General features: G+C 53.0%; 15 protein-coding genes and 1 pseudogene. 13 read left to right on the forward strand and 3 right to left on the reverse strand.

The features are described 5' to 3' along the window. Positions 1-158: 158 nt before the first annotated feature. The 3 genes from M4I31_RS00200 (at position 159) to nepI (ending at position 2,741) form a co-directional block, all read left to right on the forward strand. Positions 159-914, forward strand: coding sequence for an IclR family transcriptional regulator (locus M4I31_RS00200; protein ID WP_038635638.1), 756 nt, complete (start codon positions 159-161; stop codon positions 912-914). A gap of 19 nt (positions 915-933) precedes the next feature. Further along, on the forward strand, positions 934-1,386 hold the full coding sequence (locus M4I31_RS00205; RefSeq protein WP_038635635.1) for a DUF1198 family protein: 453 nt from the start codon (positions 934-936) through the stop codon (positions 1,384-1,386). A 170-nt stretch (positions 1,387-1,556) separates the two neighbouring features. Beyond that, positions 1,557-2,741, forward strand: a complete 1,185-nt coding sequence (gene nepI / locus M4I31_RS00210) for a purine ribonucleoside efflux pump NepI (RefSeq protein ID WP_085049133.1) — start codon at positions 1,557-1,559, stop codon at positions 2,739-2,741. Positions 2,742-2,797: 56 nt separating this feature from the next. Here nepI and M4I31_RS00215 read toward each other — a convergent pair whose 3' ends face one another. Both M4I31_RS00215 and M4I31_RS00220 read right to left on the reverse strand, forming a co-directional pair. Then, complete coding sequence (locus tag M4I31_RS00215) at positions 2,798-4,180, reverse strand: glycoside hydrolase family 1 protein (RefSeq protein ID WP_085049132.1); 1,383 nt, start codon at positions 4,178-4,180, stop codon at positions 2,798-2,800. 94 nt (positions 4,181-4,274) lie between these two features. Next, positions 4,275-4,568 (reverse strand): YicS family protein, encoded by a 294-nt coding sequence (locus tag M4I31_RS00220; protein WP_038635608.1) that lies wholly within the window; start codon positions 4,566-4,568, stop codon positions 4,275-4,277. Between the two features lie 129 nt (positions 4,569-4,697). Here M4I31_RS00220 and M4I31_RS00225 point away from each other — a divergent pair, with 129 nt between their 5' ends. From M4I31_RS00225 to nlpA, 10 genes and pseudogenes are all read left to right on the forward strand, one after another. Further along, positions 4,698-5,114, forward strand: coding sequence for a GNAT family N-acetyltransferase (locus M4I31_RS00225; RefSeq protein WP_038635605.1), 417 nt, complete (start codon positions 4,698-4,700; stop codon positions 5,112-5,114). A 90-nt stretch (positions 5,115-5,204) separates the two neighbouring features. Beyond that, on the forward strand, positions 5,205-8,003 hold the full coding sequence (dagR, locus tag M4I31_RS00230; protein WP_085049131.1) for a transcriptional regulator DagR: 2,799 nt from the start codon (positions 5,205-5,207) through the stop codon (positions 8,001-8,003). Positions 8,004-8,123: 120 nt separating this feature from the next. Then, on the forward strand, positions 8,124-8,549 hold the full coding sequence (locus tag M4I31_RS00235; RefSeq protein ID WP_038635600.1) for a PTS sugar transporter subunit IIA: 426 nt from the start codon (positions 8,124-8,126) through the stop codon (positions 8,547-8,549). Between the two features lie 12 nt (positions 8,550-8,561). Next, positions 8,562-9,047 (forward strand): PTS system mannose/fructose/N-acetylgalactosamine-transporter subunit IIB, encoded by a 486-nt coding sequence (locus M4I31_RS00240; protein WP_085049130.1) that lies wholly within the window; start codon positions 8,562-8,564, stop codon positions 9,045-9,047. Positions 9,048-9,072: 25 nt separating this feature from the next. After that, the gene (locus M4I31_RS00245; RefSeq protein ID WP_003023960.1) at positions 9,073-9,822 is read left to right on the forward strand and encodes a PTS sugar transporter subunit IIC; all 750 of its coding nucleotides are present in this window, start codon (positions 9,073-9,075) and stop codon (positions 9,820-9,822) included. Beyond that, positions 9,819-10,679, forward strand: coding sequence for a PTS system mannose/fructose/sorbose family transporter subunit IID (locus tag M4I31_RS00250; protein ID WP_176281248.1), 861 nt, complete (start codon positions 9,819-9,821; stop codon positions 10,677-10,679). The genes M4I31_RS00245 and M4I31_RS00250 overlap by 4 nt, the downstream gene beginning before the upstream one ends. A gap of 3 nt (positions 10,680-10,682) precedes the next feature. After that, positions 10,683-11,792, forward strand: a complete 1,110-nt coding sequence (dgaE, locus tag M4I31_RS00255; protein ID WP_085049128.1) for a D-glucosaminate-6-phosphate ammonia lyase — start codon at positions 10,683-10,685, stop codon at positions 11,790-11,792. Next, positions 11,779-12,522: a 2-dehydro-3-deoxy-phosphogluconate aldolase gene (locus tag M4I31_RS00260; protein WP_085049127.1), complete on the forward strand. Its 744-nt coding sequence runs from the start codon at positions 11,779-11,781 to the stop codon at positions 12,520-12,522. Before dgaE ends, M4I31_RS00260 begins: the two co-directional genes overlap by 14 nt. A 211-nt stretch (positions 12,523-12,733) precedes the next feature. Continuing rightward, positions 12,734-13,648: pseudogene (locus M4I31_RS00265) on the forward strand (Rpn family recombination-promoting nuclease/putative transposase). 139 nt (positions 13,649-13,787) lie between these two features. Beyond that, positions 13,788-14,606, forward strand: a complete 819-nt coding sequence (nlpA, locus tag M4I31_RS00270) for a lipoprotein NlpA (protein ID WP_069323679.1) — start codon at positions 13,788-13,790, stop codon at positions 14,604-14,606. 26 nt (positions 14,607-14,632) lie between these two features. Here nlpA and M4I31_RS00275 read toward each other — a convergent pair whose 3' ends face one another. Beyond that, positions 14,633-15,535, reverse strand: a complete 903-nt coding sequence (locus M4I31_RS00275; protein WP_085049126.1) for a carboxylate/amino acid/amine transporter — start codon at positions 15,533-15,535, stop codon at positions 14,633-14,635. Position 15,536: the final 1 nt, after the last annotated feature.

Consider the following 15,536-nt stretch of genomic DNA (forward strand, 5'->3'; position numbering starts at 1 on the left):
TTGCAGAACAAATGAACAACTGTGAGATGGATCGGGTTTGTGGGTATAAAATTTAGGTAATAGAGCCCAGTTTGCGTATGTGCAAAAAAGCCGCATTCCTGAGAAAAGTGATTGCGGTATACTGTGCAGAGTCTATGAATAAAAAAGATTAATAGCGCATGAACCAAGACATTACGACCTCTGTTCCCGCATTGGATAAGACAGTAAAAATCTGTAATTATCTTTTTAACTCCCCAGGAGCGACCTTCAGTCAGATTCAGCAGGATCTGGCATTACCAAAAAGCAGCACGTCTTCCCTGCTAAATGCACTGGTTGCGCATCATCTTTTGCGCCTGGAAAAGGGACGTTTCTTTTTGGGCTTGAAGCTGTACGAATGGGGAAATCGTTCGTTGGAACAATTTGATATTCGTAATGCGGCACTTCCTGTTTTGGAAAAACTGCGTCAGCAAACGGACCTGACCTGTCACTTAGGTATATTGGATGAAGTCGCGCCAATTTATCTTATGAAGCTGGAGAATACCCAGCCGATTGGCATTCGGACCTGGGTCGGTAAAAAATTACCGATGCACAGCTCCGGTGTGGGCAAAGCGCTTTGTGCCTGGCTGCCGCAAGATAAAATTGATGAGCTGTTGCCTGATGAAGTGTTGCCACGATATACCGAAACCACCATTACCAGCAAAAAAGCATTAATGAAGGAATTTGCCAGAATCCGCGAGCAAGGCTGGGTCTTTGATAACGCCGAAGACTCCCCTGGCATCTATTGCATTGCCGCACCGGTTTTTAACCGTAATAAAGACGTGATTGCGGCAATAAGTATCAGCGGCGTTGAACTACAAATGCCAAAAAATTGTATTCCACAATATTCGCAGTGGGTGCGCGAAGCCTGTCAGTCACTCTCGGAAAAATTAGTTTAAACGGGCGGTATCGTCATTAATGATTTGGATAATGCTGGCCACGTTGGTGGTTGTTTTTGTAGTGGGTTTCCGGGTGCTGACGTCCGGATCACGACGGGCCATTCGCCGTCTGAGTGAGCGACTGAGTATTGATGTAGTACCAGTAGAATCGATGATTGACCAGATGGGAAAAGTACAGGGGGAGGCGTTTTTACAGTACCTGCACCGCCCTGATGAATCGCATCTGCAAAATGCCGCCCAGGTATTGTTAATCTGGCAAATCGTCATTGTCGACGGCAGCGAGCAGAACCTGCTGCAGTGGCACCGCCTGCTACAAAAATCTCGCCTGGCCGCCCCGATCACCGACGCGCAGGTGCGCCTGGCGCTCGGGTTTCTACGTGAAATGGAGCCGGATATGCAGGAGCTTAACGCGTTCCAGATGCGCTATAACGCCTTTTTCCAACCTGAAGATGGCGTGCACTGGCTGCACTGATAGTGATGCCTGATGGCGCTACGCTTATCAGGCCGACAAAAGAGCTCAGCCGTAGGCCGGATAAGGCGACGCCGCCATCCGGCGGTGAGAGTTGTCAAAACGTTAAATACGTCACACTTTTAATGTTACAATGCGTAACTTTTCTACAATAACCCCACGCAGGTAACAAAATGAGTGACGCTGTTGAACAAAAATCCCGCGCTGAGGTAAATACCCGGCCAAACTGGTCGGCGGTATTCGCCGTGGCGTTCTGTGTTGCCTGCCTGATAACCGTTGAGTTTCTGCCCGTTAGCCTGCTGACGCCAATGGCGCAGGATCTGGGCATTTCAGAAGGCGTTGCCGGACAATCAGTGACCGTGACGGCGTTTGTCGCCATGTTCGCCAGCCTGTTTGTGACGCAAATTATCCAGGCGACCGATCGTCGCTATGTGGTGATCCTGTTTTCGGTTCTGCTGACGCTTTCCTGCCTGCTGGTTTCATTTGCTAACTCTTTTACGCTCCTGCTGATCGGTCGTGCCTGTCTGGGGCTGGCGCTCGGCGGGTTTTGGGCGATGTCAGCGTCGCTGACCATGCGTCTGGTTCCCGCGCGTACGGTACCGAAAGCGCTGTCGGTGATATTTGGCGCGGTGTCCATCGCGCTGGTGATTGCCGCGCCGTTGGGGAGCTTTTTGGGCGGCATCATCGGCTGGCGCAACGTGTTTAACGCGGCGGCGGTAATGGGCGTGCTGTGCACCATCTGGGGGGTGAGAGCGCTGCCTTCGCTGCCGGGCGAACCTGCGCATCACAAGCAAAATATGTTCAGCCTGCTGCAGCGCCCCGGAGTAATGGCCGGGATGATTGCTATCTTCATGTCCTTCGCCGGGCAGTTCGCCTTCTTTACCTATATTCGCCCTGTCTATATGAATCTGGCGGGCTTTGATGTTGATGGCCTGACGCTGGTGCTGTTGAGTTTTGGTATCGCCAGCTTTGTCGGGACGTCGTTCTCTTCGGTGATTCTGAAGCGCTCGGTCAAACTGGCCCTGGCCGGTGCGCCGCTGGTGCTGGCGCTCAGCGCGCTGGTCCTGATTTTGTGGGGTAACGATAAAGTGGTGGCCGCGGGCATTGCGATTATCTGGGGGCTGGCGTTTGCGCTGGTACCGGTTGGCTGGTCGACGTGGATCACCCGCTCGCTTGCCGATCAGGCAGAAAAAGCCGGATCCGTCCAGGTCGCCGTGATCCAGCTTGCCAATACCTGCGGGGCTGCGGTGGGAGGCTATGCGCTCGATAACCTCGGACTGCTGTCGCCCCTGATGCTCTCGGGCAGCCTGATGCTGCTGACAGCGCTTCTGGTAACGATGAAGGTCCGGATTCAGTGAAAACTGTTGCCGGATGGCGCATCGTTTTCAGTCAACACGGTTATCCGGCAACTTAATCAATCAAAACCATTATTTTCGGCGGTATGGGCAAACCATTCGCCGCTCTTTTTCACTGTACGTTTTTGTGTTTCTAAATCCAGCTGGACAAAACCGTAGCGGTTTTTATAGCCGTTGAGCCATGACCAGTTATCAATAAAGGTCCACATATGGTAGCCAAGACAATGACAGCCTTCGCTAATGCCTTTATGTAGCCATTTCAGATGCTCAGTAATAAATTCAATACGGTAGCTATCGTTAACTTGTCCTTCCTGAATAAAGCGCTGTTCGTTTTCTACACCCATACCGTTTTCTGAAATAAAGCAGCGTGGGTTACCGTAATTATCGCGAAGATTGGTAATAATATCGTAAATACCCGGCTCATAAATTTCCCAGCCGCGGTAAGGGTTCATTTTACGTCCCGGCATTTCATAGTAATCAAACAGCCACTCCGGCATAAACGGCGCATTCGGATTGACTGCCGTATCGCGACATTTCACACGACGCGGCTGGTAATAGTTAATCCCCAGCAGGTCGATTTTGCCGTCGGCGATCAACTGCGCATCGCCTGGCTGGCAGGCCGGAAGCTGATCGTACTCTTTCAGCAATGCCACCAGATCCGCCGGATATTCCCCTTTCAGTACCGGGTCGAGGAAGCTGCGATTAAACAGCAGATCCGCATGGTGCGCGGCTTTGACATCTGCCGGATGCTGCGAGCGCGGATACGAAGGCGTTAAATTCAGCACTACGCCAATTTCACCGTCATGGTTTGCATCACGATACGCCCGCACCGCCGTCGCATGCGCCAGCACGGTATGGTACGCCACAGTGGCGGCACGCTTGAAATCCACCACGTTAGGATAATGGAAGTCATACAAATAACCGCCTTCTACAGGAACAATCGGCTCGTTGAAGGTGAACCAGTGCTTAACGCGGTTGCCGAACAATTTGAAACACGTCTGTGCGTAGCGGCCAAACGCCTCAACCACTTCACGGTTTTCCCAGCCGCCTTTTTCCTGCATCACCATCGGCATGTCGAAGTGGAACAGGGTGATAAATGGCGTTATGCCTTGCGCCAGCAACTCGTCGATGACGTTATTATAAAAATCGACGGCCTCAGGATTAACCTCACCGGTGCCGTCCGGGATCAGGCGTGACCAGCTCAGAGATGTACGGAAGCTATTGTGTTTCAGCTGTTTGAGCAGTGCGATGTCCTGTTTCCAGTGCTGATAAAAGCCCGAGGTGTTCGCCGGGCCAACCCCCTGATGGAAACGACCTGGCTGGCGGTCGAACCACACATCCCACGTGGTCGGGCTTTTACCGCCGTTCAGGCTATCGCCTTCGGTTTGTAGCGCCGAGCAGGCACTGCCCCACCAGAAGTTTTCAGGAAAACGGTATCGCATATTGTTGCTCCATTGCTATTGATTCATTCAGGCAACAATACGTGTTTTTACGATACAGAAACCGGTTACAGTACTCATTTTACAACATAAACGCCTATAAATCCGGGCATTCCACTTTGCCAAGCGCTTCCCAGTAGTTGTTCTGGTTATTTCTTTGTATTGCCAGAATGGCTTCGCGGATGTGCTGCTGATTACGCGTATCAGCCATAATCGTTTTTTCCCATACCTCATCCGATGGCGACCCTTGCGGGGTGCAAATCTTACGTAAGTCCTTCATAACGGTGTTTTTTTCGTGCACTGCCTGCAGTCCGCCATACGCCGAGTCGGCTTGTACCAGTGCGGGTAGCGTGAAAAGGACGGCAATAATCGGAAAAATGACTCGTTTCATGATAATAATCCTTGTTGTCTATGCGCATCATCTCAAGAGTAAGTGTAGACGGCATACGACTCACTCATCAGCCTGTGTTAATGCCTAAAACTAAATCAGCCAGACGTTGTAGTTTTTCAGGAGGATAGGATGCAAATACAGATTACCGATACGGTTACCGAAGACGATCAAAACGCGCTGCTGGCCGGATTGCGTGCGTACAATCGCCAGTTTCTCAGAACCACCAATTTTGGCGACCTGGCGGTGTACTGGCGCGATGAGCACAATGAAATTCTGGGCGGGTTGATCGGCAAAATTAAAGGCGAATGGCTATGCATTGAGTTTTTATGGATGCATGATTCGCTGCGTAAAGGCGGTTACGGCACAAAATTGATGCAGGCGGCGGAACAAACCGCGCGTGAGAGAGGGTGTCTGCATGCGCTGGTGGATACGATGAGTTTCCAGGCGCTGCCGTTTTATCAGAAAAACGGCTATCAGCTGCAAATGACCCTCGATAACTTCCCGGAAACCGGTGCCGCGCGCCATTATTTGTCGAAAACATTTTGATGACCGGAAGGTCTGGATGCCGCCTCACTTTCTTGCGCAGCAGAATAGTGTATGTTCTGAACAATCATTTATTTCTTAAGCGGTAAAGAGATGAGACGGATTGAGATAATACTGGGAGAGCTGGAACGGCTGACGCGAGGACTGAATCTTGCCCAACTGGCGCAGGAAACGGCGTTCACCGCGGAGGCCATCGGCTTTAATCTTGGGCTGGCGCGTAACTCGGTCAGTAAAGATCTCAATCAACTCTGGAATGACGGTCTGGCGATTAAAAGTCGCGGACGTCCGGTATTCTTTCTGCATCGTCAGACGATTGAAACGCTGCTGGGACGCAAACTGGATGAGTCCGAGCGCGAAGTGCAAACCGTTGCCGATCTGTTGCCTGTTCAGGAAGCCCAGGCGACAGACGATCCCTTTTTCGGCCTGATTGGTTACGATCGCAGTCTGCGCGATGCGGTGGAAAAAGGCCGCGCGGCGGTGCTTTATCCCCACGGGCTGCACGTTCTGCTGACCGGTCCTTCCGGCGTGGGCAAAACCTTTTTCGCCGAACTGATGCACCGTTTTGCCTGCGAACGCGCAACGGGAACATCGCCGCCGCTGGTCTATTTTAACTGCGCGGAATACGCCCATAACCCGGAGCTGCTCTCGTCCCATTTATTTGGCCATCGACAGGGGGCCTTTACCGGCGCAAATGAGAATAAACCGGGTCTGGTCGAGCAGGCTGACGGCGGTTATCTGCTGCTTGATGAAGTGCATCGCCTGCCGTATGAAGGTCAGGAAAAGCTGTTCTCAATTCTCGACAAAGGCGAATACCGACCGCTCGGCTCAAGCGCCGTGGCGCGTTCTATTTCGGTCCGTCTGATTTGTGCAACCACCGAACCGGTCAGCTCGGCGCTGCTGCGCACCTTCCAGCGACGTATTCAGGTGTGCATCGATTTACCCGGCATCCGCCAGCGCTCGGTGGAAGAGCAGGTTGAACTTATCGTCGGCTTTTTACAGCGTGAGAGCCGTAAAATCGAACGCACGATAAGCATCGACCGTACCCTGCTGCTCTGGCTGCTGAATAAGCCGCTGGAAGGCAATATTGGTCAGCTCAAGAGCGACATTCAGTTTCTCTGCGCCCAGGCCTGGGCCTCGGGGATGACGGAACACAGCGATACGCTACAGCTGGATAAACGTCTGGCAGAAATGCCGTTTAACGCCACGCCGGAACAACGCCTGCTGGTGGGAGCGCTGTTTGAAGGCAAAGAGCACCTAAGCATCGACGCCCGTACGCTGCCCGCACTGAAAAATTCGCTGGCGACCGGAGCCGAAATTGAAGAGAGCGATCTCTTTTACAGCTTCCTGACCCGGGAATATATCAACCTGCGTAACAGCAATGTTCCGCCAGCTGAAACCCTGGCGATACTTAAAAACAAACTCAGCTCGATTTTTGAATACGGTCTCTACAGCCGCGACAGCGTGGCGCATCCCCCGCGCTATGGCGATCAGATAGAAGAACGCGTGACGCTGCTGATCGGCTGCGTTGAGCAAGTGCTTGGTTTCACGCTGCCGGAGAATCTGGTTAACCCGCTGCGCAAACACTTTCTGGCGCTGATTGGCTACGTGCAGCGCGGGCTTATTCCCCAGCTTTATTCTTCCAGTCTGATCCTCGACCGCTGTAAAGATGAATACGAAAACGCCACGCTGTTATGCCGAAAAATCAACGAACTGCTGCATATTCAGTGTCCGGCGACGGAGGTGGTCTGGCTGTGTCTGTTCCTCAAAGAGTGTCGGCATTACCGCCAACGAATTGACGCCAGCCCGGACTGCGGGGTGATTTTGATTGCTCACGGCGCGACGACCGCCACCAGCCAGGCGCAGTATGTGAATCGCGTGCTGGAGCGCGAGCTGTTCAGCGCTATTGATATGCCTTTCGAGCAGTCGGTGCATGATACGCTGGAAGCCCTGACGCAGATGATCCAGGCCCGGCAATATCGCCGACTGATCCTGATGGTGGATATTGGCTCATTGGTCCATTTTGGCAGCACGATCAGCAAATTATTCCAGATAGACGTTCTGTTGATGCCAAATATTACGCTCACCAGCTTGTTGGAGGTAGGACTGGATTTAAGCTATGAAACCAGTGAGTTACCGCAGCTGGCGGCATTAATGCAGAGCAAAAATATTCCCTGTCAGCTCTGTACGCCGCAGCAGGAAAACAGCGGTAAAGTGCTGGTCATCTCCTGTATTACCGGTATGGGTACGGCGGAAAAAATCAAAAAGGTGCTGGAAGAGAGCTTCGGCGAGCTGATGTCGCAGGACACGCGGATGGTGATCCTCGACTATAACGAAGTCCGCAGCCTGGAGCGCGTTCAGCAGGCGATTAACGCCAGCGAGCGTCTGGCGGGGATCGTTGGCACTTTCCAGCCGGGACTGCCGGATATACCGTTTATCTCGCTCGAGGAGTTGTTCTCTGAGCAGGGACCCGAACTGGTGCTCAGCCTGTTGACGCCGGATCTCTCCAGCAGTGAACGTCGTCTGGAGATGGAGCGCAGCGCAATGCGTTTCATCAGCGCGTTGACCATGGAAAGCATCATTAACCACATTTCGGTGCTTAACCCGCAGCGCATTCTGAAAGAGATGGAAGGTGTGCTGAATCATCTGACCACCGTGCTTTCGCTAAAACCGAGCCGCCAGGTGACACTGCGCTTCCTGATCCACTGCTGCTGTATGGTTGAGCGTATCGTGATTAACCGCAAACCGTTACAGATGGCGTTAGAGAACAAGCCGGATCTTGATATCCGCGCGTTTAGTGTCATTAAATCGGCTTTCCTGCCGATCGAAGAGGCCTATGCCATTCGCTTATCGGACGCGGAATATTTTTATATCTACGAACTGCTGTATAGCTAATCTCTTGTCTGGTGGGGCTTTGCGCCCCGCCAGCATCCACAACTCCCCCGTGTGACACAAATTCTGGCACAGCCTTTGCTCTGTTTACCTATGTCTATGTAATCGAGCCAGGAGGCCATTTTGACTACCACTGAATCCTTGCCCCAGATCCTGCTGCTGACCCATGGCGGCTGGGGGCAACAGCTTTGCAACAGCCTGCGCATGGTGATGGGCGAAATCAAAGGCGTGACCGAAATTGCGTTGATGCCCGTTGATACGCTCGGCGAGTTTTATCAGCGCGTCGAAGTCGTGGTGAAAGCCATGCCGGAAGGCTCACTGATCCTGACCGATTTTATTGGCGGCACCACTTCTAATGTTGCGGCGCGGCTGAGCGCCGATTACCCGGTGGCAGTCATTTCCGGGCTGAATGCCTCTTTGTTACTGGAGGCGCTGGACAAACGCGAGCACGGTCAACTGACCGCCTGTGTGGCCGAACTGGTCGAGGCCGGGCGGAGCAGCTGCCTGGACGTTGTTGCTCACGTACGTCAATTACAACAATCACAATAAGGATTAAACATCATGGCAAACATCGTTTTATGTCGTATCGATAGCCGTCTGATTCATGGTCAGGTTGTGACTAAGTGGGTTGGACAATCTCAGGCAAACCGGATTGCGGTGGTTAGCGATGAGCTGGACGCCGACCCATTTATGAAAAATATCTACCTGATGGCAGCGCCGCCAAATATCAAAGTGGATTGCTTCGGTAACCAGAGTTTTGCCGCCGCATGGAAAGAAAATCAGCTTGGTGACGGCAAGGTTCTGGTGCTGTTCCCCTCTCTGGCTGCGGTCCAGGAGGCGGTCCAGTTGGGTTTTGATGTCTCCACCATTCAGGTCGGTGGGCTGGGCGGTGGGCCAAACCGCAAAGCGGTATTCCAGAACATCACGCTGGATGAAAAAGACGTCGGCATTCTGAGCGACCTGAAAGATCGTGGGATTCAGGTGTTCTTCCAGACTATCCCGGAAGATAAGCCGCAGTCGCTGGACGATATCCTGAAAAAATTCTAATTCGTTGATAACAGGGTACTTAACTATGGATACTTTAGTCTTTGCAAGCCTGATGGGGTTGTATTACTGGTTTGCCCGATTACGCCTTGGCTACACCTTTTCCGCCATGCTGCTACAGCCGGTGGTGATTGCCGTATTCGTTGGCCTGCTGTTAGGCAACATGGAAACGGCGATGATCATCGGCGCAGGTATGCAACTGGTTTACCTCGGCGTGACCTCTACGCCGGGCGGCAACGTCCCGTCGGATCCGGCGCTGGCTGCCTGTATTTCAATTCCTATCGCCGTGAAGGCCGGAATGGACCCGAACCTGGCCATCGCACTGGCGATCCCGTTTGGCGTTATCGGTGTGTTCCTCGACCAGTTGCGTCGTACGTTAAACGCCGCGTGGGTACATATGGCCGACAAGCACGCGGAAACGGCCAACATGGCGGGGATTATGCGCTGTGCGTTCCTCTACCCGGCGTTACTCGGGCTGGTGCTGCGTTTCCCGGTGGTCTTTGCCGCTAACTATTTTGGTCAGGACGTGGTGGAAAGCTTCCTGAAGCTGATGCCGCACTGGCTCACACACTCCTTTGAAATTATGGGCGGCATTCTGCCGGCGCTGGGCTTTGCCATCACCATTATGGTGATCGGTAAAAAGAGCCTGCTGCCGTGGTTTATCGGCGGATTCTTTGCAGTGCTGTACCTGAAGGTGGACATCATGGCGATGGCAATCTTTGGTACCTGCGTGGCCTTCCTGATTAAAGGTCTGGCGAAAAATGAAGGAGCAGCATGATGAGCAGCGACGTAATGCAGCATGAACTGGTGGGGCGTGCACGTGAAAGCGGCACGCTGACCAAAGCAGATATCACCAAAGCCTGGTTTATCTACTGGCTGGGTGCGGAAGTTTCCAGCTCCTATGAGCGTTTGCAAAGCCTGATTTTCTGCGCCTCGATGACACCGATCATCAAAAAACTATACCCGCAAAAAGAGGAGCAGGTGGAAGCGCTGAAACGCCATCTGAACTTCTTCAACTCGGAGCAAACGTTCGGGGCGGTGATTCAGGGGATTTCCATTGCGATGGAGGAGCAGAAAACGCGCGGCGAGCCGATTAGCGACGCTTCGATCACCGGGATTAAAACTGGCTTAATGGGACCACTGGCCGGGATGGGCGACTCCATTATCTGGGCCGCCGTTATGCCGCTGTTAATTGCTATTTTCATCCCGTTCGCCGCCAATGGCAGCGCGATGGGCGGAATTGTACCGTTAATTCTCTATCCTGCTATTACGCTGGCAATCAGCTACGGCATGGTCCACAAAGGTTATACGCTGGGGCGTGACTCGATTATCGGTCTGCTGCAGGGAGGGCGAATTAAGGAGCTTATCTACGGTGCTAACGTGCTGGGTCTGATCATGATGGGCGCGCTTTCTGCGAGTTACGTCAAGATCACCACCCCGCTAAAACTCAGCGCCCTGAAAGGCTCTGAAGTGGTGGTTCAGCAAATTCTCGACTCTATTGCCCCCGGCCTGTTGCCGCTGGCGGCGGTGTTCGCCATCTACTTTTATCTGGTGAAGAAAGGGCCACGTTACACCACGATCCTGCTGTCAATTGTCGCGCTCAGCGTGGTTTGTTCGCTGTTGGGAGTGCTGTAAGCCATGACACAGAATATTTATCAACAACTGGGGCTAAAACAGGTCATTAACGCCTGCGGCAAGATGACGATTCTGGGCGTTTCCAGCGTAGCGCCGGAGGTGATGCAGGCCACCGCGCGGGCGGCCTCAGCCTTTGTTGAAATCGATCGGCTGGTGGACCGCACCGGCGAGCTGGTTTCCCGCTATACCGGCGCGGAGGACAGCTATATCACCTCTTGTGCGTCGGCGGGTATTGCTATCTCTGTCGCCGCAGCCATTACCCGCGGCGACCCGGCGCGAGTCTCGCTAATGCCTGATAGCACAGGTATGGCGAATGAAGTGGTCATGCTGCGCGGGCATAACGTTGACTACGGGGCGCCAATCACCAGCGCTATTCGCCTGGGCGGTGGTCGCGTGGTGGAAGTCGGCTCAAGTAATCTGGCGGCCCGCTGGCAGTTGGAGAGCGCGATTACCGATAACACCGCCGCGCTGTTGTACGTGAAATCGCACCATTGCGTGCAGAAGGGCATGTTGAGCATTGCGGATTTTGTGCAGGTCGCGCAGGTTCACAATCTGCCGCTGATTGTTGATGCCGCCGCCGAGGAGGATTTACACGCCTGGGTGGCGAGCGGGGCGGATATGGTGGTCTACAGCGGGGCAAAAGCCTTTAATGCGCCGACCTCCGGGTTTATCACCGGTAAGAAACAGTGGATTGCCGCGTGTAAAGCGCAACACCACGGGATTGCCCGGGCGATGAAAATCGGCAAAGAGAATATGGTCGGGCTGGTGTATGCCCTGGAAAACTACCATCAGGGGCAGGCTGTGGTGACTGCTGAGGAACTCCAGCCCGTGGCACAGGCGATATCAGCGATTCACGGACTGGACGCCGATATCGAGCAGGACGAAGCCGGACGCGCCATCTGGCGGATTCGAATCCGGGTGAACGCGCAGGCACTGGGGCTGGATGCTTATGCTGTAGAAGCGCAACTTCGCGGGGGCGATATCGCGATTTACGCTCGTCGTTACAACCTTCATCAGGGCGTTTTTAGTCTTGACCCGCGTACGGTCGCAGAAGGGGAAATGGCGTTGATCGTAGCGCGATTAAAGGAGATTGCAGACCATGCAGCACATTAATTTTTATCGGAATAAAGTGGCCATTAACGTGCTGGCGAAGGATATCGCCAATGCCCGGGAAATCTATGATGCCGCTGAAGGCCATGCGGTGATCGGCGTGCTTTCCGCGCAGTTTACGTCAGTTGATGAGGGCGTTCGGGAAGTTAAACGCTGGATGACGGAGGTGCCGTCGATCTCCGTCGGATTGGGGGCTGGCGACCCGGCACAGTATTACAAAGCGGCGATGATAGCCTCAGCGGTTCATCCGGCGCACGTCAACCAGACCTTTACCGGCTGCGGGTTTGCGGCAGGGGCGCTGGCGGCAACGGGCGGCGAACAAACCCATATCAATGCGCTGGTCAGCCCGACGGGCACACCGGGGGAAGTGCTGATCTCGACGGGCGTTTGCAGTAGCCAGGGCACGCCTGCCCGCGTTTCCTGCGATGCAGCGGTACGGATGATGTTGGATTCAGGGGCGCACGCGGCGAAGTTTTTCCCCATGGGGGGAGAGCTGTCGCTGCCAGAGCTGTACGCACTGGCGACGACCGCTGCGCGCAACGGCATGACGCTGATTGAACCGACGGGCGGGATCGATCTCGATAACTTCGGCATTATCCTGAAAACCTGTCTGGAGGCGGGAGTGCCCCGCGTGATGCCGCATGTTTACAGCTCGATTATCGATCCACAAACGGGTAATACCCGCCCTGAAGATGTCGCCAGGTTAATGGAGATAGTGAAAGAGATGGTGTGACGTTGTTATCGCCGGATGGTGCATAAAAGATGCCTGGTAAGCGTTAGGTTTCACCGGGCATTTTTGCGAACACCATTCCCGGAAAATGAATACATTGCAAAAGTATGTATTTATTCGCCAAAGCGCCTCGCAGATGAAGAGTTTCCCTAATGTTGGTTGCGCTGCTGGCGAGTAAGGTTCCGTCATCTTGTTCTTTTGGTGACGGATCGCCATGAAAAATCCTACAACTTCTACCCCGCATGATGCAGTTTTTAAAAAGTTCTTAAACCATCCAGAAACGGCGAGGGATTTTCTTGATACCTATCTCCCAGCGTCATTGCGTGAACTTTGCGATCTGAACACACTGAAGCTGGAATCCGGGAGTTTTATTGAGGAAGACCTGCGTGTCAGATATTCCGATGTACTGTGGTCACTAAAAACAAGGACTGGAAAAGGCTATATCTATGCGTTGATTGAACACCAGAGTTCGCCGGATGCGCATATGGCGTTCCGGATGATGCGTTATGCCATTGCCGCGATGCAGAGCCATCTTGATGCCGGAAACAAAACGCTGCCGCTAGTGGTGCCGATACTTTTTTATCATGGCGTTGCTAGCCCGTACCCTTTTTCACTGTGCTGGCTGGATGAGTTTGACGATTCAGAAACTGCGCGGCAGCTTTATGGCGCGGCTTTCCCGCTGGTAGACATCACAGTGGTGTCTGATGACGAGATTATGCAGCATCGGCGCATGGCGCTACTGGAACTTGTCCAAAAGCATATACGTGAGCGCGATTTGATGGTGCTGGTCGATAAACTGGTTGCCCTGCTGATTAAGGGACACGCTAATGACAGTCAGGTAGAAACGCTATTTAATTACCTGGTACAGTCCGGCAGCGCACCGCGTTTTGAAGCGTTTATTCGCGAGGTTGCCAGGCGTGTTCCCAGACATAAGGAGAGATAAATGACGATTGCAGAATGCTTACGTGAGTCGGGGCGAAGAACAGGATTGCTGGAAGGCAAACTCGAAGGCAAAAAGGATGAAGCGTTGCGGATCGCCCATGCCATGCTTGAGAAGGGCATCGATCGTGAACTGGTGCTGATGATTACCGGGCTTTCCATTGATGAGCTCACGGCACATTCTGACTAATTATCCTTTTTTCCATTATCCTTTTTTCCATTATGCTTTTTTCTTCTTGCTGATGCTTTTTCGTTTTTTAAACCGCAGTGGCCTTCCCGCTATAGTCATTTCATTACTCATCAGGCGGTTATTTCAAAAGGATAAAAACGTGAAACTGAAGATACCTCATTTTGCAGCCGGGACGGTGGTATTACTGGCGGGATTATTGCTGGCAGGGTGCGATCAGCAGAGCAACGACGCGAAACATATTAAAGTGGGCGTGATTAACGGCGCAGAGCAGGACGTGGCGGAGGTCGCGAAGAAAGTAGCCAAAGAGAAATACGGCCTGGACGTCGAGCTGGTGGGCTTCAGCGGTTCATTATTACCCAACGATGCCACTAATCATGGTGAGCTGGATGCCAACGTCTTCCAGCATCGTCCGTTCCTTGAACAGGATAATAAAGCGCATAACTATAAGCTGGTGGCGGTGGGAAATACCTTTGTTTTTCCAATGGCCGGTTATTCGAAGAAAATCAAAACGGTAGCGGAACTGAAAGACGGCGCAACGATTGCAATACCTAACGATCCGACCAACCTTGGGCGGGCGCTGTTGTTGCTGCAAAAAGAAAAGTTAATCACCCTGAAAGCGGGGACAGGCCTGCTGCCTACGGCACTGGATATTACTGATAATCCACGGCATCTGAATATCATGGAGCTGGAAGGCGCGCAGCTACCACGCGTACTGGACGATCGGAAAGTGGATGTGGCTATTATCAGTACCACTTATATCCAACAAACCGGACTTTCCCCGGTGCATGACAGCGTATTTATCGAAGATAAGAACTCGCCGTATGTGAATATCCTGGTGGCGCGAGAAGACAACAAAGATGCCGAAAACGTGAAAGAATTTCTGCAATCTTATCAATCACCGGAAGTGGCAAAAGCGGCGGAATCCATCTTCAACGGCGGCGCGGTTCCGGGCTGGTAATTAACCCGTTGCCGCGCCGGTTGGGGTTAAACCGCTCTGGCGCGGCGACGTGAGTCCATTGAGATCAGCACTACCGACGAGAGGATCAGCATCGTGCCCAGCCAGTCAGGCAGGGTGAACGTAATGCCTAACAGCAGCAGAGACAGCAACGCGCTGCTTAGCGGTTCCGCGCAGCTCAAAATGCTCGCTTTCGGGCCGCCAATCATCTGCGCACCTTTCAGGTACAGGCTAAACGTCAGTGACGTACCGATAACCACCAGATAGAAAAATGCCAGAATCAAACTGCCATTGACGACAAAGTGGGTTCCCTGCCCGGCATAAAACGGCAGCAGGATCATCCCGCCAATTAACATACTCCAGCCAACAACCGGCAGCGTACCGTAGCGCGCGATAAGCGTTGAAGGGTAGGTGGTATAAAACGCGGCGGCAAATGCGGAGGCAATTCCCCAGAACAGCGCGGCAGGTGAGATAGACAGCGATGTCGGGTTACCGTGGGTGACCAACAGGAACGTGCCAATGAGCGAGGTCAGGATCGCGGTTAGCACCAAAATGCCTGGTCGCGCTTTACGTACTACGGAAAACCACGCCACGATGATGGTTGGTGATAAAAATTGCAGTACCGTCGCAGTGGCGGCGTTAGATTTTTCAATAGTTAACAGAAAGGTCAACTGTACGGTAAGCGCGCCTACCACCGAGAAAATCAGCAGGCTAATCGCGTCTTTGCGGTTTTTGATAATGGAGAATACTTTGTCGCCGTGAACGAAAGAGAGCATCAGCAGAATAAGTCCGGCGAAAATCAGACGCGTCATGGTCAGGAACTGAGATGACATCTGACTTTGCTCCATGATGTACTGTGCACAAACGCCCGAACTTCCCCATAATACGGCGGCAATCAGGACGTTCATCATCCCTCTTCTGGTGGAACCCATC

It is taken from the genome of Citrobacter sp. XT1-2-2 (genome assembly GCF_023516235.1).
GTDB lineage: Bacteria > Pseudomonadota > Gammaproteobacteria > Enterobacterales > Enterobacteriaceae > Citrobacter > Citrobacter werkmanii.